The sequence below is a fragment of the Maribacter sp. LLG6340-A2 genome (genome assembly GCF_045057105.1).
Lineage (GTDB): Bacteria > Bacteroidota > Bacteroidia > Flavobacteriales > Flavobacteriaceae > Maribacter.
Genome location: NZ_CP159332.1, coordinates 2931031 through 2952790, shown reverse-complemented (window position 1 = coordinate 2952790; position 21760 = coordinate 2931031). Strand labels below are relative to the sequence as shown.

Annotated in this window: 19 protein-coding genes; 4 read left to right on the top strand and 15 right to left on the bottom strand. The window is 37.2% G+C overall.

Annotated elements, in window-relative coordinates; all coding sequences use genetic code 11:
• Nucleotides 1-87: 87 nt before the first annotated feature.
• The 6 genes from ABVM52_RS12390 to ABVM52_RS12365 form a co-directional block, all read right to left on the bottom strand.
• On the bottom strand, nt 88-540 hold the full coding sequence (locus ABVM52_RS12390; RefSeq protein ID WP_405380938.1) for a hypothetical protein: 453 nt from the start codon (nt 538-540) through the stop codon (nt 88-90).
• A gap of 86 nt (nt 541-626) precedes the next feature.
• On the bottom strand, nt 627-1388 hold the full coding sequence (locus ABVM52_RS12385; RefSeq protein WP_405380936.1) for an NYN domain-containing protein: 762 nt from the start codon (nt 1386-1388) through the stop codon (nt 627-629).
• 112 nt (nt 1389-1500) lie between these two features.
• Entirely contained in the window at nt 1501-1926 is a 426-nt protein-coding gene (locus ABVM52_RS12380) for a response regulator (RefSeq protein ID WP_405380934.1), read from the bottom strand.
• A 5-nt stretch (nt 1927-1931) separates the two neighbouring features.
• Nucleotides 1932-3431 (bottom strand): ATP-binding protein, encoded by a 1500-nt coding sequence (locus ABVM52_RS12375; protein WP_405380932.1) that lies wholly within the window; start codon nt 3429-3431, stop codon nt 1932-1934.
• A 9-nt stretch (nt 3432-3440) separates the two neighbouring features.
• Nucleotides 3441-3920, bottom strand: coding sequence for a hypothetical protein (locus ABVM52_RS12370; RefSeq protein ID WP_405380930.1), 480 nt, complete (start codon nt 3918-3920; stop codon nt 3441-3443).
• Between the two features lie 184 nt (nt 3921-4104).
• The gene (locus ABVM52_RS12365) at nt 4105-5412 is read right to left on the bottom strand and encodes an MFS transporter (RefSeq protein WP_405380928.1); all 1308 of its coding nucleotides are present in this window, start codon (nt 5410-5412) and stop codon (nt 4105-4107) included.
• A 160-nt stretch (nt 5413-5572) separates the two neighbouring features.
• Between ABVM52_RS12365 and ABVM52_RS12360 the strand changes: the two genes are divergently transcribed.
• Nucleotides 5573-6355 (top strand): NIPSNAP family protein, encoded by a 783-nt coding sequence (locus ABVM52_RS12360; protein ID WP_405380926.1) that lies wholly within the window; start codon nt 5573-5575, stop codon nt 6353-6355.
• Here the strand turns inward: ABVM52_RS12360 and ABVM52_RS12355 are convergent, their stop codons facing one another.
• The 4 genes from ABVM52_RS12355 to ABVM52_RS12340 all read right to left on the bottom strand — a co-directional run bounded on the left by ABVM52_RS12355 (nt 6356) and on the right by ABVM52_RS12340 (nt 14539).
• The gene (locus ABVM52_RS12355; RefSeq protein ID WP_405380924.1) at nt 6356-7441 is read right to left on the bottom strand and encodes an OmpA family protein; all 1086 of its coding nucleotides are present in this window, start codon (nt 7439-7441) and stop codon (nt 6356-6358) included.
• Between the two features lie 125 nt (nt 7442-7566).
• Nucleotides 7567-9576: a hypothetical protein gene (locus ABVM52_RS12350; protein ID WP_405380922.1), complete on the bottom strand. Its 2010-nt coding sequence runs from the start codon at nt 9574-9576 to the stop codon at nt 7567-7569.
• Between the two features lie 158 nt (nt 9577-9734).
• Nucleotides 9735-11492, bottom strand: coding sequence for a TonB-dependent receptor (locus ABVM52_RS12345; RefSeq protein WP_405380920.1), 1758 nt, complete (start codon nt 11490-11492; stop codon nt 9735-9737).
• A 29-nt stretch (nt 11493-11521) separates the two neighbouring features.
• The gene (locus tag ABVM52_RS12340) at nt 11522-14539 is read right to left on the bottom strand and encodes a tetratricopeptide repeat protein (RefSeq protein WP_405380918.1); all 3018 of its coding nucleotides are present in this window, start codon (nt 14537-14539) and stop codon (nt 11522-11524) included.
• A gap of 156 nt (nt 14540-14695) precedes the next feature.
• Here ABVM52_RS12340 and ABVM52_RS12335 point away from each other — a divergent pair, with 156 nt between their 5' ends.
• The 3 genes from ABVM52_RS12335 (at nt 14696) to ABVM52_RS12325 (ending at nt 16659) form a co-directional block, all read left to right on the top strand.
• On the top strand, nt 14696-15379 hold the full coding sequence (locus tag ABVM52_RS12335; protein WP_405380916.1) for a cell division ATP-binding protein FtsE: 684 nt from the start codon (nt 14696-14698) through the stop codon (nt 15377-15379).
• Between the two features lie 12 nt (nt 15380-15391).
• The gene (locus ABVM52_RS12330) at nt 15392-15883 is read left to right on the top strand and encodes a cell division protein (RefSeq protein WP_405380914.1); all 492 of its coding nucleotides are present in this window, start codon (nt 15392-15394) and stop codon (nt 15881-15883) included.
• A gap of 473 nt (nt 15884-16356) precedes the next feature.
• Entirely contained in the window at nt 16357-16659 is a 303-nt protein-coding gene (locus tag ABVM52_RS12325) for an antibiotic biosynthesis monooxygenase (RefSeq protein ID WP_405380912.1), read from the top strand.
• Nucleotides 16660-16878: 219 nt separating this feature from the next.
• On the opposite strand, the gene ABVM52_RS12320 is transcribed toward ABVM52_RS12325, so the two are convergent.
• The 5 genes from ABVM52_RS12320 to ABVM52_RS12300 form a co-directional block, all read right to left on the bottom strand.
• Complete coding sequence (locus tag ABVM52_RS12320) at nt 16879-17937, bottom strand: mandelate racemase/muconate lactonizing enzyme family protein (RefSeq protein ID WP_405380910.1); 1059 nt, start codon at nt 17935-17937, stop codon at nt 16879-16881.
• Nucleotides 17934-19007 carry a DUF1611 domain-containing protein gene (locus ABVM52_RS12315; RefSeq protein ID WP_405380908.1) on the bottom strand — a complete coding sequence of 358 codons (1074 nt, stop codon included), beginning with the start codon at nt 19005-19007 and terminating at the stop codon, nt 17934-17936. Before ABVM52_RS12315 ends, ABVM52_RS12320 begins: the two co-directional genes overlap by 4 nt.
• A gap of 7 nt (nt 19008-19014) precedes the next feature.
• Nucleotides 19015-20076, bottom strand: a complete 1062-nt coding sequence (locus ABVM52_RS12310; protein ID WP_405380906.1) for a pyridoxal-phosphate dependent enzyme — start codon at nt 20074-20076, stop codon at nt 19015-19017.
• A 240-nt stretch (nt 20077-20316) separates the two neighbouring features.
• Nucleotides 20317-20862: a cupin domain-containing protein gene (locus ABVM52_RS12305; RefSeq protein WP_405380904.1), complete on the bottom strand. Its 546-nt coding sequence runs from the start codon at nt 20860-20862 to the stop codon at nt 20317-20319.
• Nucleotides 20863-20936: 74 nt separating this feature from the next.
• A complete protein-coding gene (locus tag ABVM52_RS12300) occupies nt 20937-21749 on the bottom strand; it encodes a helix-turn-helix domain-containing protein (protein WP_405380902.1) in 813 nt (270 codons plus the stop codon).
• Nucleotides 21750-21760: the final 11 nt, after the last annotated feature.

Here is a 21760-nt window from a genome sequence, read left to right as displayed (position 1 = left end):
GTTTAGTTCTACAATAACTTTTTAACAACTATAAAGATGTTAAAATAAAATTGAAAACTAAGTAATTTTTAAATAAGATTTAAATCTTTAACGCACAGGCACTTGGCGCACCCCAAAAATCTTACTTGCGCCCTTTGCAGAATAACTTTGGCCCATAATACGATTACCGTCTAAAAGAAGTACAAAGGAAACCCTTTCCAAGCCATCAATATTAACATTGAATTTAATGGAGTCTTCACTGATGACGACATCTTGCCCCGTTAAAATTCCGTTTTTAAATTTCATGGCAATATCATATTTACCATTTTGCTTGGTTACGAACAACACGCCGTCCTTATATACCTCATTGATACTTTCGCTCCCAAATGAAAAGCGCCATACCCCCAAAGCAGTGTCTGGCGAATACAACTCATTATGATCAATGGAATCCTTTTTCTCTAAACCTAGACTATCATTAACTACCTGTGGTGCGACTGTCCAAACTTGTAGTAAAAAAATAAATTTAATAACGGTGTGCGATAGTAGCATTGGTCTGTACATTCAATTATGAAGTTAAAACGCAAGTTTTAACATAATATTTTACATGCCCAATGCCTTATAAAATGCTACGATGGCAATACGTATGGTTACTTTTTAGATTTTGGAGCTTTTTTTTCCTTGATCTTAACGTAAATAAGTTTTTTACGCCCCTTAGAATCTTCCCTGCGTTCAATCTCAAAATGAGGAATAGAATTGATCAAAGGGGTCAATTTTTGAAAGCCATAATTGCGGGAATCAAAATTAGGTTGTTTTTTTTGTAGCAAGCTACCTACATCACCTAAAAACGCCCAGCCATCATCGTCTGCCACATCATCTATGGTAGTAGCAATAAATCGTAAGGCCTTTGGGGTAATTTTATCTACGGTACTTTTATTGGTTGGGGCTTCATTTTTAGTATCTATAGATTCTTCTTCTGATCTACCCTTTAGTATCTCTATATAAATAAACTTATCACAAGCTACTATAAAAGGGTTAGGCGTTTTACGTTCCCCAATTCCAAATACTTGCATACCAGCCTCTCTAAGCCTAGTTGCCAAACGGGTAAAATCACTATCACTACTAACAATACAAAAGCCGTTGACCTTACCAGAATATAAAATATCCATAGCATCAATAATCATTGCCGAATCCGTTGCATTCTTACCTTGGGTATAGCCATATTGCTGAATGGGTGTAATTGCATTTTCCAACAATACATTTTTCCATTTTCCCAAACGCGGATTGGTCCAGTCACCATATATCCTCTTTATGGTAGGGTTACCATATTTGGCAATTTCCTCCATCATTTCCTTTACATATGCAGAAGGAATATTGTCTCCATCTATTAAAACTGCCAAATTTAAATCCATAAGAATGTTTTTATGTAAAGATAAGCGGTTTACCCCCTAATAAATGAAGTTAAAAAATACATTATTGATTTTATCCTCAATTAAGATTGACTACAACAATTCCTGTCCGTACTTATTTATGGTCAGCGAAATATTCATCAATAATATCCTGAAGCGTTTCATGGGTCAACGGTTTATTTTTAAATCCGTCAATGGTAGAAATAGTAGCCGATCTATTTTTATCATCAGGATTTAAGGATGTGGTCAGCATAACCAATATAATTTTCCCTCTTTGTTCTGGATTTAATTTTTCATAACCTTCCAAGAACTCCCAACCATCCATACCGGGCATATTAATATCAAGAAAAATAATATCCGGTCTGGGATAGGCTTCAAAATCGGTTTGGTTTAAATACTTAATGGCATCATATCCGCTTTCCAATTCAACAATTTTATCCGTAATCGCTGCCTTTTTGATTACACGTGTGTGAATATAATTGGTAGCTTGATCATCATCTATTAATAAGATGCAGCTTAATTTCTTTTTCAATGGTATCATAATGGTTATGTTTTAAGCGTAAAGAAAAATTTACTTCCTTTACCTAAGGAAGATTCTACCCAAATTTTGCCTCTGTGCAAATCTATGATTTTTTGACAATGGGCCAAACCAATACCTGTACCTTCATAATCCTTACGTGAGTGCAATCTCTTAAATATCTTAAATATTTTATCTTGATGGTCGTTGGCTATACCAATACCATTATCCTCTATACAAAACTGAATTTGTTTTTCCTTTTTTTGGGATCTAATTTTTATAATAGGATGCACTCCTTTTTTTCTGAATTTAATAGCATTTAAAATTAAGTTTAAAAAAAGTTGACGCAACTCATTCTTAAAACCCATTACCCGTACATCCATAACATCATATTCAATATGGGTATTGGTTTCCGATATTTTTAAACTTAAATCCTTTTTTAATTCCTCTATGATGTCCAAAAAATTAATTTCTTGCATTTCTGCATCCTTTCCTATTCTACTATAATCCAACAAGGCCTTTACTAAATTTTGCATTCTTCCTGTAGCTTGTAATATAAAATTTAAGCTATCCTTACCGGTTTCATCAAATTGTGCTGAATACTCTTTTGCCAGCAACTCTGAAAAACTGGTTACCGTACGTAATGGCTCTTGTAAATCATGGGAAGCAATAAATGCAAACTGTTCTAATTCCTTATTCTTTGTTTCCAATGTTTCCGCATAGGCAATTCGTTCATTCTCTATCCTTTTAAGTTCTGAAATATCGGTCCAACTAAATTGCTTCAAAGCTATGTTTCCACCATAATCCTTTGATAATGAAATATTTAGTATAACGTCTATGACCTCGCCCAATTTTGTTTTCAACTGTAGTTCTACATTTTTAATATTTTCCCCTTCATTAAAACTTTTAAGGGTGTTCGTTAAATTAAAAATGCTTTCCTCTTGGTGTAAAAATTGAACTGACCTACCCAAAATCTCATCCTTGGTATAACCAAGCTTATTTGCCAATGTTTCATTACATCTCATTACTTCATTATCCATATTGACACTTGCCAACATTTCATTGGAATTTTCATACAATGAACTGTAGATACGTTCACTTATTTCCAGTTCTTTCTGGCTCTTTAATAAGGCCTTAGTCCTATCGTAAACTTTATTTTCTAACTGGGACAGAACTTTTTCCAAACCTGCATATCCGCTTTTAGCCGCAGACACTAAGGTTACACTTACCCATACTACAATTATGGATATAAACGTATTGAAACCTTCCAAGCTTCCTTGAGGCAAGGACGTGGATTTTTCCGTCATACCTAGAATAATTAAAACAGTACATAGGGCCCCTATATGAATAGATATATGTTTGGTGGGCAAGATCCAGCTATACAATATAACCAAACTGTAAATACTTCCTATGGCAATACTTGAAGGAACATTAATATCAACAATGTAAATTACTGCCGCTATTACAAGGGCAATGGTAAACAAAATGATATTTTTTAAATAAGGAGGTGTTGTTTTTTGAATGGGCATATACTAATCCTATATGTTCAATTGTTTTTTCAACTGAGCTATTTCCGCATCCTTTTCCTCCAGTTCCATCTTTAATCTAGAATTTTCAATATCATCAACAGGACTAGGTGCCTTGGCATCCAATAATTTTGGCAAATCCCGTATTAGGGCAAAAACGGTCGCAAAACTAACAATAGCCGTTAAAAACCGTATTAGAGCACTCAACCGGTACGCCGGCCACCAGAATATGATGGCATCTAGAACATGAGTGGCACCACAAAGGATTATAAACGCAGCAAAAAGCCAAAAAACCGGTAAAAAAGGGACCTTAGGTCTTTTCTGTACAAACCAAATAATAACTACGGGTATGATAAAATATGCCAACCATATGGCCACATCGCTACCTACGTACAACCATCCATGAAAATCGCTCCATTTACCACAGACCCATCTTGGCGGCCAATCTGATGTGTCAAAAAGTTTCTGCAAAAACTCTATTATATCATTCATATGTTACTCTTTAAGATGGTAGTAAATTATTTTAACCCAATACCATCGTTACCTTTTCCTACAATAAAACACTAATATAATACAAAAGACAATGAAATCTCCTAATAGTTTACTGTCTCTATTCACTTATAAAAACCTATAAAACCGATAGGTTAGAATTAAAAAGTAGGTTTTTAAAAAAACATTATTGGGGGTTATTAGCCTTCAAAGATCCAATAGCCAAAAAAAGCAAAAAGGCCAAACCTAAAAACCCAACCATTTTATACGAGCCAAAAGTAGAAAGACAAAGACTAAAGATACTTGGTGCCAAAGCACTGGCCAATATCAAGAAACTCATTATTTTACCGGTTATACTTCCTAAATGGGCCCTTCCAAAAAAACGTGGCCAAGCCACTGCGTTCAATACAGCAAAAAATCCACCAAGTGTTCCAAAGCCGGCAATTAACATAGGTACCCCCACCGGGGTAGACAACAGCAAGAATCCTAAAGAGGCCAAAACACCGCCCAATAACATTAAATAGAGATATAGTTTCAAGGGCAAGTAATCACTAAGAAAATTAAACAATGTTGATACAGATACAGCTACAACGGAGCCCGGTAAGAATATTGAAATGGCATCTTCCTTTACAAATCCTTGTATGGTGAAAATTGATACAATGTGAAACGTAAGACCGGTAATAAAAAAACTATTAAAAGCCAATGTTAGTCCATACATCCAAAAAGCACGTTCTTTTTTAGCCTCTTTCAATGTAAATTGTTTGGTCGCAGAAACTTTATGTTCCTCCTCCTTATCCAAATGTTTAACACCATCTGGAAGAAGTCCATGTTTTTCAGGTGAGATTTTGTAAAAAACAAATATTAAAATACTGAACAACAATAACCCTACCGCTAAAAATTGCCAGGTTAGAGACCAACCGTACCCTTCTATTAAACCATTGATCCAAATGGGCGAGGATGAAAACCCAAAAGAAAGGGCAACACTGCTAACGGAATTGACCTTACCCCTATTCTTGTCAAACCAAATCATAATCACGTTTCTTGAGGCCATCGTCAACACGCCCTGACCCGCAAAACGAAGCATAAAAAATAATACGGTCATCAATGCAAAAGGCACCAACCATGTATCAACGGACAAGAACTCCTTTAAAAATGAACTCATTACCGCAGACCATGAACATAAGAACAATGTAACCCCTAAAGAAATAGCTGCAAAAAAGGCAACATATCTTGCCCCATAAACATCAAACCAAACGCCTGCCCTACCAATGACCAAAGAGCTGACAATAGTACCGATCATATACGCATTACTGAACTGATTTCTGGATAGCCCCAATGCATCTTTCACCGGATCCGTAAATACCGATACTCCAATGGTTTGTCCCGGTATACTGCAATAAATTCCTATTGTTCCTATAAAAAGTATAATATATCCATAAAAAATGGGACTCTTGGCGGGATCAATTAAAGGTTTTTGAAATAGGTGTTTAGACATAGGTTGGTTGCTGGCCGTAAAAATACGCTATACACATTAGCCCATAAAATTAATGACCAAAGGAAACTTAAATTATAGTTACCATAAATTAAAACTGTGTTGATTTTGGATCTAAGAATTTATACCTAACTTTCTAAATCTAAAAATACTCAATTCAACTATGAAAACTTTGAAATCATTATTACAATTAACGGCAATCTTTATTATGGCTTGTTCCTATACCGCGTACGGGCAAGACAGAGAATTTTACGAACTTAAAACCTATACTATAAAAGATGCGCACCAAGAAAAACGAATGGACCAATATTTGGAAAAAGCGTATATACCTGCTTTAAAAAGAATGGGCATCCCCTATGTTGGTGTATTTAAAATGCATAATGATAAATATAGGCCCAGCAATAAAATATTTATCTTGATACCTTATAAAACCTTGGCCCAGTTTGAAAGTACAGAAAAACTATTGGCATTGGACAAAGCGCATTTGACACAGGGGGCGGATTACATCAATGCCAGCTTTGACAATCCGCCTTACGAACGCATAAATTCAGTTTTAATGCGTGCTTTTGAGGATATGCCCAAAATGAAGCCTACCACGGTGGAAGGTCCAAGAAAAGAAAGGGTATATGAACTTAGAAGTTATGAATCTCCTACAGAGGCATTATATAAGAACAAGGTACACATGTTCAACCAAGGCGGTGAAGTCACACTTTTTAACGAATTAGGCTTTAACGCCGTGTTCTATGCAGAAGTAATTTCAGGTGACCGTATGCCCAACCTTATGTACATGACCACATTTACGGATATGAATAAACGAGATGCTTTGTGGAAAAATTTTGGCGACTCACCAAAATGGAAGGAAATTTCATCTATGAAAAAATATCAGAACAATATGAACAAACTGGATAAAGACCTATTATACCCAACATCATATTCTGATTACTAACTAGTTTTTCAAAATAAATTCTACACGCCGGTTGAGTAATCTTCCGGCTTTTGTGTTATTGGTAGCTATGGGCCGGGCACTACCATGACCAGAAATTTTTATTCTATCCTTGTCAACCCCTTTAGTCATAAGAAAATGACCTACCTGCTGCGCACGCATAACAGAAAGCTCCTTATTGAATTTTTCCGTACCAAGGGCGTCCGTATGGCCGGTAATGGTAATTTTTAAATTTGGATTATCTGTAAGGTAAGCAGCCATAGTGTTCAATTCTTTTTGATACTCCGTTCTAAACGTACTTTTATTAAAATTGAAATGAACATCCTTAAAGACCAATACACTATCCAGTTCATAATTCACATTGGAACGGTCTATACTTTTGGTTGGTGAAACCATTACCTTATCCAAATAATAGTAAGACCCATTGGTCAGTTTTCTTTTGGTTTGATATTTCTGTGTACGCTTATTATTGTAAAAATTACCGATGATTATAAAATTTTCGGTTCCGTTTGCAACGAATTCCTTTGAAAGCCTGACCCATTCTACCTCATCATCAAAGAATTTTGAATATTTAATTTCCAGCTTGTTGGTGGTATCCCCATCTATTTTGGAAAAATGCATGTTGGATAGCACTTTGGTTGTTTCTACCGTTACCGGAAATTCTGAAAAACGTATACCAAATTGTTTTACGGCAAAATCTGATCGTTCTGCCAAACTAACAAAAAATGTAACCGTATATCGTTCCCCTTTTTGCAATGTTGCTGTTAATGCACCTTGTATATATTCCCTATAATCATCTGGGGCAAACATATAAAAGCCCACATAGCCTTTTCCAAATTCTGCCGCTTGTTCTCCATTAAAATTTTTGGGCGTACCCATGGCCGTACTGCAGCCATTAAAATAATCTGTGGAGCCCAGCGTAGGCATCGTCCAATCTGTGACATCTTGAGCAAGATTTCCTAATTTTACCGGACATTTTACATAGTTTTCAAAACTTGGATTGCGTACCATATTCTGGCAATGAACCCGTGTACCGCCAAAAAATAGCAGCAGCACAACTATATATCTAAGTAGATTATTTACTGGCATAGGCTCATACTGAAGCCTAAAATACTAAAAAGTACCCATAGGGCTTTCCTAGTATCACATACAAAAAATGCCCTCCCCAAAATGGGAAGGGCATTATCAACAATCCAAAACCTAACCAAAAACCTTTAGTTGTTGTATAAGTACAATGATGCTGCAGACTCAAGATCATTGCTTACCGCTGGAGCAATATTACCATTTGCGTTCAAAGCATCTGAAAATCCAAGAACCTTACCATTACCAATTTCCGCGATGAAAACCGTTTTTGTGTAATGGTCATACGCTACATCTATTGGGTTACCCATCTCGGTCATGGAACCTGCCACTCTGGTCTGATCAGAAAGTGCCAAGGTACCCCCATCTTCAATTGAGGCCAATTTTGCCGAAAAATCCTGAGTTACCTGAAAACCACCATCGGTATTGGCATCTGAAGCCTCACCAATATCCGTCATAACCAAAACATCATCAGCTTCACTGTAATCAATACCATGTGTTCTAACAATACCATCTATAGTAATTCTTTTGGTTGGGGTAATGGCCCCATCTGCACTATTGGCAGTCAAGAAATTTTCATACACCGCCAAATCGCTCGTAGAATCAACTACAGCTAATAGGGTGTTACCCATAAATGTAATGCCCCAAGTATTAAAACCGGCATCATAGGTATTCAATAAACTAAAACTTGAACCATTGTATTCATACACATAGAACTTGTTCTCCGTATTACTGGAAACCACCACTTTATTTCCAAAAACAGCAATTTCCCTAGGACTTTCCAAATCAGCACCACCTGTGAAATTGGCTACAACATTTGCTAAATCGGTCACTGCTGCAAAAGAACCATAATACTCCAAAGCCATACCTGATCTTGAAGCTTGTATCAATGCATCGTTCATGGCGTTATAATAAATACCTTCAGTAGAATCTGAACCGGTTACTACCGTTTTCAAAGTTACACCGTTAGCATCATAGACCGTAACATTACCATTGGCAGTACTGGTCGCATATAAGTTTGTAGTTCGTGCGGTTGTAGACTCACCTGTATTGCCATCAGTTTCATCACTACTAAAGTAAATTGAAGATGCTGACGCCAAATCTTTGTTAAACGAAGGAGCCAAATTACCACCGGAACCTATTTCAGTAAATCCTAGAACCTTTCCATTTCCAATTTCCGAAATGTAAACTGCATCTGTCTCAGAATCATAGGCAACATCAATTGGGTTACCCATTAATGTAGATGGTCCGGCAACACGCACCTGCATTCCTACCGGTAATAATTCACCGTCAGAAAGCGCATCAAATTTGGAAGAAAAATCGGAAATAACATGAAAACCACCATCATCAATGGCATTGGCAGCATCACCAATATCCGTCAATACCATAACATCATCAGAACCATCATATACAATACCATGTGTTCTAACAATACCTTCTATGGTAATTCTTTTAGATGGGTTTAAAACACCATCAGTAGTATTGGAAAGAAAGTTGTAGAATACAGCTAAATCTCCTGTTGTATCTACTACAGCATATAAATCATCTCCTTTAAAGGCAATTCCCCAAACTGGGAAAGGAACTTCAACCGTATTCGTTAAAGAAAAATCGTTACCGCTTTTTTCGTACACGAAAAATTGATTGGAGCCATTGTCCGCCACTACATAGGAAGAACCGTTAACGGCCAATTCCCTAGGGCTTTCCAAATCTGCAGTTCCTGTACCGGCAGCAGTTACCGTGGTACCGTCAGTAAGTGTAGATACGTCTGAAAAAGCTTCTAATAACAACGCAGACCTAGATGCCTGCACAACAACATCTGAAGAAGCATCATAATAAATACCTTCTGCAGCGGTAGATGTGGTCACCAAAGTCACCAAAGAATCTCCTGTAATGCTGTATTTAGTTATATTACCATTGTCATTGTTAGTGACAAATAGTTCTGTTCTACGACCTAGAACGGTCATGTCGTCCTCACATGGCTCACACATAGAACCACCGCAGTCAACACCGGTCTCGTCACCGTTCATGACTCCATCGTCACAGGTTTCTGCTGGTGGAACAACTTCTATAGTATCATCATCACTGCATGATGCTACAAATAACAATGTAATTAACATTGCAAATAAATAAACTGATCTTTTCATATTAAATTGGATTATATTAATTAATAGTTGGGCACCCTTACCTACGAGCTTAGGTGTGTAAGGTTTTAATCCAATTGTTAAAAATTTATTAAAAAAAAGAAACCGCTAAATCCAAGTTTTTCTCAAGGATTTGCGGTTTGTAAAGAATATGAAAGTGTTTAAAAATCAAATTTATACGTGGCGCCACCAAGGACTTGAATACTTTGAACCTTAAAATTGGTCCAACGCTGATATTGGTTGTTTGATAAGTTAGCACCTTTAACAAAAAAAGAAAGTTGATCATTAAATCGGTATCCTACATGTGCATTGGCATCAAAATAACCCTCTAAGGTAATTGGGGTATCTATACCCGGTTGTGGAACGGCCGCACCTGAATTTGTAGTACTAGAAAAATCTTCCCTTTCACCAACATAAAAGAGATTGGCGCCCATATACCATTGTTTTCCTATTTGATAATCCATAAACAAGGAAGCATTTAAATTAGGCAGGTTCCATGCCGGATTGCCCGTTTCCGTAGAATAATCATATACCTCAGCATTAACCCCTAAGGTAAAATTACGATTCACATCTACGTTAAGCTCCCCAAAAATGCCCAGCGTTTTTATATCGTCATAAAACACCCTAAATGAATTGCCTAAAAAGTATCCGTTATCATCACTTCTTGAATCCTCTTGTGGGTTCAATATAAATAGTGGTTTTCTATTTTCAGCTGCGTAAGACCCCTTAATGTTATAACTTAAATTTGGCAATAACTGACCTTTAAACCCTACATAGGCATTATACTGACTATCTGTAGGCGCAATAAGTAATGTAGGGGACACAAAGGGATTTTCCTCTACGAAATCATAATACGAATTTTGTTTTAACTCACCGGTTACACCACCATACGCAATAACAGATTCATCCAACAATCTATAGGATGCCGTTACCGCCGGGTAGATATAAAAGTTGCTTTCGCTATTCTCCAAATCCATTCCGTACACCACGTTCACTCCCAAATTTAAAGACAAATCATCACGAAGCATTTTTAAGGCCGGATTAATACCTGCCTGTAAGTTGCTGTAGTCAATTGGTGCTGAATCTACCGTAGGGTTATACCCATCATTGGCAAATGTACCCCCAACATAATCAACCTTAAGCTTTATGGCAAATGCCTCTTCATTCAAAGGAAATTCAAAACCCGTATTAAGAATAGCCCTATTCTCCCCTGAACTAAATGCATCAAAAAATCTACGATACTTAATATCAGCTCTTTTAAAATAAGCGTCCTCTACGTTGATATGGGCACCAGCCTCACCCATAAAGTAATTCTGGGTTTCATCAATCCCGCTCAAATCGGTTGCACTAAATTCCCCTTCAGGAATTCCGTACCAGTTGTATAATTGATGTTGAAGGCCAATGGCCGCTCCCCAATCCAAATCACGATCGCGTTTGGCAAATGAGGCATCTAACCTAGTATCATAAAACGTGTCTTTCAATTCTACGTCATTGATACCGCCACGTGAGGACAAGTGATTGAAGCCAACATCAAAATTTTCATCTCTATTAATGGTTCTACTGGTATAAAATTCCCCTAACACGTTTCCATAATTTCCTGCTCCAAAAGAAGCGTATGAATTAAACAATTGTGGTGGTGGTAATTTCTCTACGGTAGACGCCGTTCCTTTAGAAGGTGTAAATGTAGATGCAACAGGTACCGAAAAAATGCTATAGGTAATAGGTTTTTTCTGTAGTACGATAGAATCGTTCAAATTGGGAACCGATTTAATTTTAAAGGCATCTGATACGGTTGGTGTATAGGCCTTGGTAACCGTTACGGTCTCTGTACCCAAGTCTTTTTCCTCTTCTTCCTGAGCAAAGCCCAATTGAAAGCCAAGGGTTAAAAATATAAGTGTTAATATATGTTTGTTGTACATAAATGTTCTTTTACCGGTGTACGTAATGTTTAGTTAGGATCAACAGATGAGTTACTTTTTGCCTCGTTGGATTTGATAATGGCCAGTTCCGCTTTGGCATTCTCCACGATTTCTGGATATTGGGTGAAGTTTTCTATAACGCTTTCCAAAATATAGGTGGCCTGGTAAGCATCATTAAGGGCGTAATAGTTTTTAGCCATTAACACTAAACCTTTACCGCCCCATTCTTTGTAAGCGGCATAATCTTTGGCCAATTTTTGAACGGCGATATTAGAGTTTTCAAATGCCCCTTCCTTGTTTTCAAAATATGCATTATAATAAAGTGCCTCTGCAGCCGTGGCCCCAGATGCAATCTTGAGTACCTCTGCATAAGCGGACTTTGCTTTGGATTCATTATTGGTTGCAATGGCAGAACGTGCAATCATGATTTGGGCATCGCTCTTTATACGATTATCAATATTTGCAGTGGCCAATACCTTATCCGCATATTCCAATGTCTTTGGATAATTTTTTTGCTTATAATATCCTTTCATCAAATTAGAGCGGGCAAATGTTCTGTTCTGTTGAATATTGGCCTGGTCTTCCAATTTTAACAAATAGGGCATTGCCGTGGCATAATCATCATTTCCTATATAAACCTCACAGACCCTTGTCAAGGCTTGTTCAGCATACTCGCTTGTACTACGGTCAGCCACATATTTATAATAGGGCAGCGCTTTATCTTTTTCCCCTTTTCCAAAATATAATTGCGCCAAACTAAAATTGGCATCCAGGGCATGCAGTCCGTTAGGAAATTGCTGTATATAATTGACGTAGCCACGAATGGCAGCATCTATATTTCTATCAAGGTTTTGTTTTTGTGCAGCATCAAAGGTAGCATTGTCCAACTCCGCATCGGTTACATCAACAAAATCAAGACCGCGAACCCATTCTGCATACTCATCTACCCTACCCAAATCTACATAGACCAATTTGGCGGTTGCAACGGCCTGTATGGCCTCTTGCGTTTTAGGAAAATCGCGAACAACCGTTTTAAACTTGGCCAAGGCTGCATCATTTCTATTGGCATTGTAATTTACCAACCCTTGTCTCATTAAGGCCTGCGGTACCAATGAGCTACCTCTATATTCACGGATCAGACGATCGTAAGCTTCCAATCCGTCACTCTCCTTGCCTTGGGCAACATAGGTGTTCCCCAGCTCAAAAAGTGCATCGTCCTTAAAACTTGACCGTGCATATTGTGCCACGAACATCTCCAGGCTTTCAATTTTACTGGCGCTACGGTCTACATAACCATAGCTCATGGCTTTCTGGTAGGCCGCGTAATCCTTCTCTGGCCCTGTCAGTTCCAAAGCCTTATTATAAGTTTCTATTGCCGGCCAATATTTACTGGTGGCATAATAACTATCTCCCAACCTTAAAAAACCATCATGTAATTTTTCTACCTCTACTCCTCTATTCTTTACAAAGGAGCCAAAATAGGTAATGGCATTACTATAATCTTTTTGCTTAAAAAATGCATAGGCCAAATTGTAATCTATATCCTCATACATTTCTGTGTTTTGGGCTGACGGATTATTCTTGAATGCCATAAAACCGGATGCCGCATCATCAAATCGGTTACTATTATAATCCGCTTCGGCCTTCCAATAATTGGCCCTTGCCTTGAACAACATATCCTCTGCACTTGAAAGCGATTTCCCAAAACTTTCCGAAGCCGCATTGTAATCCCCCTCCATATAAAGCTCTATACCTCTGTAATACGCTACTTTTTGATAAACCGTCTTACTGGCATAGTTCCTATTTTCTTCTAACAGTTGCATAGCACCCGCAAAGTTTTTTGAAGTGATATAGGAATCTACCAACAAGGTCTGCATTTCTTGCTGATGTTCATCATTAGGATAAGTTTTTAAATAATTTGTTATCACAGCAGGCACAGCTTCATAGGCATTTCCTACCTCATAACTTAAGCGTGCATAATTAAGAAATGCATCTTTCTGTATTTCTGCACTATAATCCATTTGAGAGGCATTTCTAAAGGCGTTCAACGCTTCCTGTTTCTTATCCATTTTTAAGTAACACTCCGCCAAATGGTAATATGCATTTTGTGCAACGCTATTGGTACCACCTATAATTTTGTTGAATTGGGCAATGGCATTGGCATAGTCGCCGCCCTTATAATAAGCATACCCTAGATAGTAATAGTCCGTATTGCTCCACTTACCGCCTTTACCATTGTACTCTTTTAGGTACGGAATAGCATTTTCATATTGATCAAGGTTAAAGTAGCTTTCTCCTATAATCTTATTAAGCTCGGAAACTTCCTTTCTATCAGATTTTGGCAGTTGCTTTTTGGCAAGGGCAATAGCTTCCTCAAACTTGCCCAGCTTAAAATTCATATCTGCCTGGTAATAGCTCAATTTTTCCTCTAATACATCTTGATCTGTAATTTGGTCAAAACGTTCATTGGCCGTTTCATAATCATCTTGCTGATAAGAAATATAGCCTAAATAATATTTTGCCTGCGAACCATATACGGGTGACGTAGTCACTTTCTCCAAGTATTTTTCTGCCTCTTTGGTCTTTCTTGATGAAAATAAAGAGTAGCCATAATTAAAGTTGAACTTGTCCATTTCCCCTCGAGAAAGAGAACTTTGGTCCACTTTGTTGTACCATTTTAAAGCATAGGGATATTTTCCTGTTTGAAAATAATACTCCGCCACATCTGCAAAGGCAGAATTACGTTTTGTGGAAGTAGGGTATTTTTCAACAAAATCCTCCATTAACCTATCCGCACCAATTTGGTTTAACCGTACTGCCGCATTGGCCGCATAATAGGCACTATTGGCAGCTGTCTCCTCATTTTTGGCAGACACTTTGACCTTATTGAAAATGGTCTGTGCCGCTTGATACTGTTCGTTGTTGTATAGCGCTAAGGCGTCTTGAAAAGCTTTCTGTTCATGTGTATAAATCTTGGTCTCTTGGGCAGTTGCCAAAACAACCATACCCAATACCATTGGAAAGAAAGCGGTGATTTTTTTAAACATAGTGTTCTGTTACTATTTAAATATACCGGTTATCACATGTGATAACGGCAAAAACTGTTCCTAAGTATGTACAATACCACTGCAAAAGAAAAGAATTTGAAAAAGGGTTCATTATAATCAATAGATACTTATTACTTTTATATCAACATTAGCACTATGGGAGAGATTGTTTTGGAACTTAAGGATGCCTCTATATTTCAAAAAGAGAGTTTGGTATTGAGCGAAGTAAGTTTAAAGATTGAAAAAGGAGAGTTTGTATACCTGATCGGTAAAACCGGAAGTGGCAAAAGTAGTTTTATGAAGACCTTGTACGGTGACTTACCTTTACAAAAAGGTGAAGGCCATATCGTTGAGTTCAACTTAAAAACCTTAAAAGAAAAGGATATTCCGTTTTTACGTAGAAAACTGGGAATTGTATTTCAGGATTTTAAACTGCTACCGGACCGTAACATCAATCAAAATATGCTATTTGTCCTGAAGGCTACCGGATGGACGGACAAAACAAAAATGGACGCCCAAGTGTTGAACGTTCTTGAAAAAGTGGGCATGAAAACAAAAGGGTTTAAATTTCCGCATGAACTTTCCGGTGGTGAACAACAGCGTATTGCCATTGCACGTGCCCTACTGAACGACCCAGAACTGATCATTGCCGATGAACCTACCGGGAACCTAGATCCCCAAACTAGTGTTGAAGTAATGAAAGTTCTACAGGAAATCAACAAATCTGGCCGCACCATCCTTATGGCAACGCATGATTATGCCTTAATTTTAAAATACCCGGCCAAGACCATTAAATGCGACGCCAATAAAGTGTTTGAAGTAGTGCAAAGGGCGGTTTAGACATAATCATATATGCCAAAGATTATTCTTAAAACCAAAATCAACGCAAAAAAGGAAATTGTCTTTGACCTTTCTCGTAGTATTGACCTGCACAAAATTTCTACGGAACACACCAACGAAGAGGCAATTGCTGGCGTAACTAGCGGATTAATAGGTTTAAATGAATGGGTTACTTGGCGGGCAAAACATTTTGGTGTCCATCAAAACCTTACTACCAAAATAACGGCTTATGAATACCCCAATTATTTTACCGATGAAATGGTAAATGGGGCTTTCAAAAATTTTAAACACCAACATGTTTTTGAAAATTACCAAAATGGCACGTTGATGACCGACTATTTTGATTACACCTCTCCTATGGGATTTTTGGGTAAAATTGCAGATGGTTTATTTCTAAAAAAATACATGACTAATTTTCTAAAAAAAAGAGACTCCACTATTAAAATGTTTGCAGAATCTGAAAAGTGGAAATTGATAATTATGATACAAGATGAAAAAAATTGAATTAGATATAATTCCCTTAGCTATTTCCACTATCCTCTTAATGATTTCAATAGCTATTACTATATTTAGTAACTATGTTTTAAGTTTAGAACATTATATAGGCATATTATGCTTATCCATTTCTGTATTTTTATATCTTACTAAAAGAAAAATATATTATCTTTTTTATGGTTTAACATTACTTGCTGGTCTTATAGGCTATCTAGATTTCTATTATGTTAATTATAAATTTGGTTTAGGTATTATTAGTTTCAACCCCATATTCCTATTATTAATATTCCTATTATTCATATTCGCATATTATATAGCTGATAAGCGAGATTCAAAGAGGAACAATGAATAAGGTATTTTATATGATTAAGAATTGGTATTCAATCCACAAATAAATTATACTGACATAATAACTATTATTAAGATTGATTTACTCAAAGGGAATTTTGGTCAACGTTTAATTTGATGTAAAAAACAGATAAATGATCGCACGTATTTGGGAAGGAAGAACAAAAGTAGAACACCTCAATGAGTATGAAGAATTTATGAAAGTTCGTGCTATACCAGACTACAGTAGCACAGACGGTTTTATAAAATTAATGTTCTTAAAAAATACAGATAATCAATTTGCCTATTTCAAACTAATCACCGTTTGGGAGAATTTAGAAGTCATTAAAAATTTTGCTGGCGAAGATTATGAAATAGCAAAATACTATCCTGAAGACAAAAACTATCTTATCGATTTTCCCGAAAAAGTAACACACTATGAAATCTTTGCAGATTAATAATTAAAATGCCCTATGAAAAACTCTAATTAAGATCAGTTGACCAAACACTAAAAAGAAGAAAAAGATCGGTTGAAATAGGGTCCTTATTTAAGTGAACGTCAATGGGGAACAATTCGTGAAGATTATAGTGCCAATGTGGTTTAGAAGCATCGCACATAACTTGCTCTGCACATGTAATAAATCTTTTTGAATAGTTAGAAATAAGTAATACTATTTCTACTCCGAAAATCCCAGCCCGTATGTATCCGTAGGATATAAAATTCCTTTCTCCAGTTTAAAAATAGAATGAAAAGGATCATCGATAATATCAAAATGTCCGTCTAGGTCGGCATATTTAATATTAGGTCTGGATAGGACAAAATGTAATCCGGCGGAAATACCCAACCCGCATTCATCTATACACCCCACCATTGCATCTAGTTTTGCAGCCTTAGCTACCGAGTTGATATGCATACCTGCCCAAATACCACCAACTTTCTGTAGTTTGATGTTCACCATATCTACCCGTTCATTTTGTGCCAAACGAAATGCATCGGTCAATGTTTTTAGGCTTTCATCTGCCATTATGGGAACATTTACCTGATCCATTACTTCGCCCAATCTTTCTTCCGCCTCAACTATGGTAGGTTGTTCAAAAATTTCGACCCCAATAGCCGCAGTCGCTTTCACAAAGGCAATAGATTCTTTTACCGAGTAGCCTTGATTACCATCAAAACGCAATTCAATATTCGGGTATTTTTCATGGATCAATCGCATTTTGGCAATGTCTTCTTCTAAATTAGAACCTCCTTTAATCTTTAAAATTGAAAAGCCTTGTTCTACAAATTCACTTGCCTTAGCTAACGTATCTTCAACACCCATGATACCAATAGTAATACTGGTAGCGATGTGATTACGATACCCTCCTAAAAATTGATATAAAGGCACCTCTGCTTTTTTAGACATAATATCGAACAACGCCAAATCTACCATTGCCAAAGCAGACGATCTTTTGCCCAATAACCCTTTCAGTTCCAATAAAAGCAATGCATAAGTAAATGGGTCTTTACCGAGTAAATAAGGAATGATGGTGTTTTTAATGGCGTCCGTCACATCATTTGGTGATTCATTAGTAACCACTGGATCAGGTGCAGCACAGCCGTAACCCACAATTTTACCATCGGTTTCAAGCTTTAAAATAAAGTTACTGGTACGGTCAATGGTTTCATAGGCAATCGTATACGGATCAGACAATTTCAAGTCTAAACGCTCAAAAGAAATATGGGTTATTTTCATTTTACTTTCGTCATTAAATGCGCAATTAAATCGTCTGCACCATATTCCAACACATCAAAAGCTGGTAGTTTTGTTTCTAGGGTGATGGCCTTACAAACATCTAAAATTTCGCTTTTTTCCATTCCTTCATGATTCACCGTAATCGCAATAACCTCTTTACCAGAAATTACTTGAATGGCATGTATTTGCTCTTCTAACGAATGCATTTTATAACCAGGGAATCCATCATACTCCAATCGTTTTGGTGCGTGTTGCAGAATAACGTAATCGGGTCTGCCTGCGGCCAGAATTTCAAATCCGCCAGGGTATGCAGGGTTCATTAAGCTCCCCTGCCCTTCAATAACAATAACATCTGGATCTTCATTGTTATAGGCACTCACCACGGCATGTTCTATTTCACCAGAGACGAAATCGTTGATACAGCTATCCATTACCATACTATATTTTGCTCCCTGCATCCAACCGGTTTGTCCGGTTCCAATCATTTCCGCCTTTTTACCCGCTTTACGAAATGCATGTACCAATATCCAAGCAGTTGTACGTTTCCCCAATGCGGAGTCCGTACCCAAAACAGCTAATTTTAAACAATCAACTTTCTCAATATCACCAGTGAAAAAGTGTAGTTGATCACGGTCTGGTGTCTTTCTTATATCTCTAATTTTTACATTTTTTTCTTTTGCCAATGCCATAAGTTCGGGGTCACTGGTCAAGAAATCGTGCAAACCACTATCAACGTTCCAACCTTGAAGCAATGCATTTTTAATAGTTGCCTTTGCCACTTGTGGTAGTCTACCACCATCTGGCGCAAGACCTATCACCAAATAACTTGGCAAGTTCGCGCTAGCAGCAAGAGCTTCATTGGCAGCTTCCAGATCTTTAAAAACCGGAATTCCGTTAGGCCTACCATCCAAAACATCACCGGCATCACTACCTGCATATTTTGCATCTAAAACACCTACAACCTCATACCGTTCGGTAAAGCGAACCAGCCCATGTGCCGTTTTACCGTTAAGAGTATTAAATGCTCCTTCACAATACACCAATGCCTTACCATCAATAACTTTTTTCATCTATTTTTTAATTTTTTGCAGTGAGCACCGCCACAAACCGATCAGGCTCAAAATTCATTTTTTCGTCCAGTTCCAAGAGTCCGATCAAACCCGCCGTTGAAGCAGGTAAAATTCGGAATCCTTCCTTTTTATGTAAAAGAGAAGTCATCTCTTTCAATTTTTTATCACTAATATTAAAAGCTTCACCCTCAGATTTCTGTAAGGCATACAGCGCCTCTTCCCCATCAAAACTGTGCCAATTGATCAATGGTTCGTTGTATTTTGTTTCTTTAATTGCTGCGGGATTCAAATCTTTACAATGATCTAAATTTTGTAAAAACGATTCAATAATAGGGTTTTTATGAGAAGCAGAGGCCGCAATCATTTTAGGAATTCGTGATGTTTTTCCTCTTTTGTACAGATTTACAAATCCCCTGTAAATACCGGCGAACAATGTTCCGTTTGAAACCGGAACGGCACAATATTTAGGTGCATCCCCTAAATCCTCAAAGATTTCTTGTGCAATTTGCGCATAGGCTGAAATTTGTAGTGGCGTATTGGCACCACCAGGGTTGGCATCGTACCAGCCATGTTCTTCCGCTAAACGAGAACTTGCCGTCACTACATCTTCGTAACTACCGGGAATACGAATAATCTCCGCTCCCAAGGTTTGCATTTCTATTACACGATCGGTATGATAACTTTCAGGAATAAATATTTTACAGGCAACACCTGCCAAATCTGACGCTAATGCCATGGCAACGCCATAATTGCCGCAAGTAGCTAAACTCACCACTTCAAATTCGCGACGGAGTGCGTCATACAACTGAGCAAATGCAATGCGATCTTTTTGTGTACCGGTAGGGTTATCCCCTTCATATTTTAAGTAGAGCTGGCGAACATCAAACTCGCGCTCCAAAGTCTTTGCCCTATGCAGACCGGTATCCCCTACTTCTAAACTTATGATATCTTCAAAACACTCTAAACGACCCACTAAAGATTTACCTTTATCTTTAACCAAATCGCTGAGCCTACGCGCCTCTGTAGACACTTTATTCTCAGCAGTTTTAACACCGTCCTTAAGATTCATAAAGCTGTATAAATTCCATTTTTTAAGATACAGTTATTTATTAGAAGTTAGACATAAATTTTTAACTCATTTGCTCAAAAAAAGAGACACATAGGTAATATAAAATTGGTTTTGATTTTAAAAATTATCACTAAATCGGAAGTGATTTTTGTAGCAAGCTATTTACGGCAGTTGCCGCTGATACGTTAAATTAATAATTAACATTTATGTTGCAGTTTCTAACGTACCAACGAATAAAACTTAAACAAAGGTGATACCCTGTTTTGCACATATTTGAGCCACTTTTTCAAAATCTGGCGGTCCGGCAGGTAGCTCCGATAATTCTTGAAACATAAATTCAATACCCGCAGGTAGTGCAGAAGTAATCATTTTAGCTTTTTCGGTTCCTACCACCTTCCATGTATGGGGTATGTTTTTTGGTGCAAAAGCAATATCACCTGCTTTTAAAACCGTGCTTTCGCCATCAACAGTAATTTCCACTTCGCCCTTAACCACCCTGAAAATTTCATCTTCCTTAGTATGCACATGGGGCGGAATACCAACACCAGGTTCTACATTATCTACCCATTCAAAAATTTGATTGTTGGTTTCGGTTCCCATTAATTTATGGGTCTGGATATCCCCTATAACATTGAGGACCTCCCCGTCCGTATCACGTATGATCTTGGGATCATTGCTGTTTGCGAAAATAGCCTCATCATCTTGCTTTTTGCAGAAAATAAGTCCGGAAAATAAAGCGTAACTAATACCTGCACCTGATTTTTTAATAAAACTTTGTCTGTCCATGATTATATTTTTATACCAAATTAGGTATAAACCATAATGGTAAAAATGGGAAAATCACGGTATAAACCTTGAAATTAAGAACCAACCGATCTCCTCAACAAAGAAGGCTTGGATCCCGTCTGTGTTTTAAAGAAATAACTAAAATAATCTGGTGTAGAAAAACCGAGCTCATAGCTAATTTCCTTTATCGTCTTATTTGAAAATTTTAATGCATGCCGCGAACGAATCAACAGCTGTTCTATAATGATACTTTTAGAACTCACATTAAGTACCTCTTGTACACATTCATTCAAATATTTTGTAGATATATTAAGTCGTGAAGCGTAGAAGCCTACCTCATGGGAATCTTCAATATTCTGATCTACCAGTTGCTTAAAGGAATACACAATGTTAGCCTTTGTATGGTTTTTTTCAATTATAGATTTAATGTTACATTGACCATCGCAATACACAAAAAAAGTATTCAATAAAGATATGAGGGCATCTTCCTTATGGTTTAAATGCGAACCCAAAAGCTCATCGATCATTTCTAAAATGGCTTGGGTACGTTTTTCTATACCGGGACTTAATTTAAACAAGGGTACCGTGCCCGAATTGAACAGACGAACTTTATTGATATGCAACTTACTTAATAAGGGGTGACTTAATACCTCATGAGACAACTGTAACAGATACCCCGTATTTGGAGCTCCTTCTTTTACATACAATTTCCACTGCATCTTGTTATCAAGAAAGAAAATGGAGTTTGAAATATTGGCATAAAGAATACCATCTATCTCTATACCTTTAATTTCATCCTTGATCCAGCAGACGGTATAGTCAGCATCATTAGTAGTGTGGGGAACATTTTTGATTATTTTCGATATGTGGATTGTATCGTTTTTCATCAGAAAATGTT

Excerpts from the sequence above, each read along its gene's own strand:
- ABVM52_RS12385 (WP_405380936.1), bottom strand. The coding sequence starts at position 1,388 with ATGGATTTAAATTTGGCAGTTTTAATAGATGGAGACAATATTCCTTCT.
- ABVM52_RS12305 (WP_405380904.1), bottom strand. The coding sequence starts at position 20,862 with ATGGACAGACAAAGTTTTATTAAAAAATCAGGTGCAGGTATTAGTTAC.
- ABVM52_RS12350 (WP_405380922.1), bottom strand. The coding sequence starts at position 9,576 with ATGAAAAGATCAGTTTATTTATTTGCAATGTTAATTACATTGTTATTT.
- ABVM52_RS12300 (WP_405380902.1), bottom strand. The coding sequence starts at position 21,749 with ATGAAAAACGATACAATCCACATATCGAAAATAATCAAAAATGTTCCC.
- ABVM52_RS12365 (WP_405380928.1), bottom strand. The coding sequence starts at position 5,412 with ATGTCTAAACACCTATTTCAAAAACCTTTAATTGATCCCGCCAAGAGT.
- ABVM52_RS12380 (WP_405380934.1), bottom strand. The coding sequence starts at position 1,926 with ATGATACCATTGAAAAAGAAATTAAGCTGCATCTTATTAATAGATGAT.
- ABVM52_RS12390 (WP_405380938.1), bottom strand. The coding sequence starts at position 540 with ATGTACAGACCAATGCTACTATCGCACACCGTTATTAAATTTATTTTT.
- ABVM52_RS12330 (WP_405380914.1), top strand. The coding sequence starts at position 15,392 with ATGCCAAAGATTATTCTTAAAACCAAAATCAACGCAAAAAAGGAAATT.
- ABVM52_RS12315 (WP_405380908.1), bottom strand. The coding sequence starts at position 19,007 with ATGAAAAAAGTTATTGATGGTAAGGCATTGGTGTATTGTGAAGGAGCA.
- ABVM52_RS12360 (WP_405380926.1), top strand. The coding sequence starts at position 5,573 with ATGAAAACTTTGAAATCATTATTACAATTAACGGCAATCTTTATTATG.
- ABVM52_RS12370 (WP_405380930.1), bottom strand. The coding sequence starts at position 3,920 with ATGAATGATATAATAGAGTTTTTGCAGAAACTTTTTGACACATCAGAT.
- ABVM52_RS12310 (WP_405380906.1), bottom strand. The coding sequence starts at position 20,076 with ATGAATCTTAAGGACGGTGTTAAAACTGCTGAGAATAAAGTGTCTACA.
- ABVM52_RS12345 (WP_405380920.1), bottom strand. The coding sequence starts at position 11,492 with ATGTACAACAAACATATATTAACACTTATATTTTTAACCCTTGGCTTT.
- ABVM52_RS12320 (WP_405380910.1), bottom strand. The coding sequence starts at position 17,937 with ATGAAAATAACCCATATTTCTTTTGAGCGTTTAGACTTGAAATTGTCT.
- ABVM52_RS12325 (WP_405380912.1), top strand. The coding sequence starts at position 16,357 with ATGATCGCACGTATTTGGGAAGGAAGAACAAAAGTAGAACACCTCAAT.
- ABVM52_RS12340 (WP_405380918.1), bottom strand. The coding sequence starts at position 14,539 with ATGTTTAAAAAAATCACCGCTTTCTTTCCAATGGTATTGGGTATGGTT.
- ABVM52_RS12355 (WP_405380924.1), bottom strand. The coding sequence starts at position 7,441 with ATGCCAGTAAATAATCTACTTAGATATATAGTTGTGCTGCTGCTATTT.
- ABVM52_RS12375 (WP_405380932.1), bottom strand. The coding sequence starts at position 3,431 with ATGCCCATTCAAAAAACAACACCTCCTTATTTAAAAAATATCATTTTG.
- ABVM52_RS12335 (WP_405380916.1), top strand. The coding sequence starts at position 14,696 with ATGGGAGAGATTGTTTTGGAACTTAAGGATGCCTCTATATTTCAAAAA.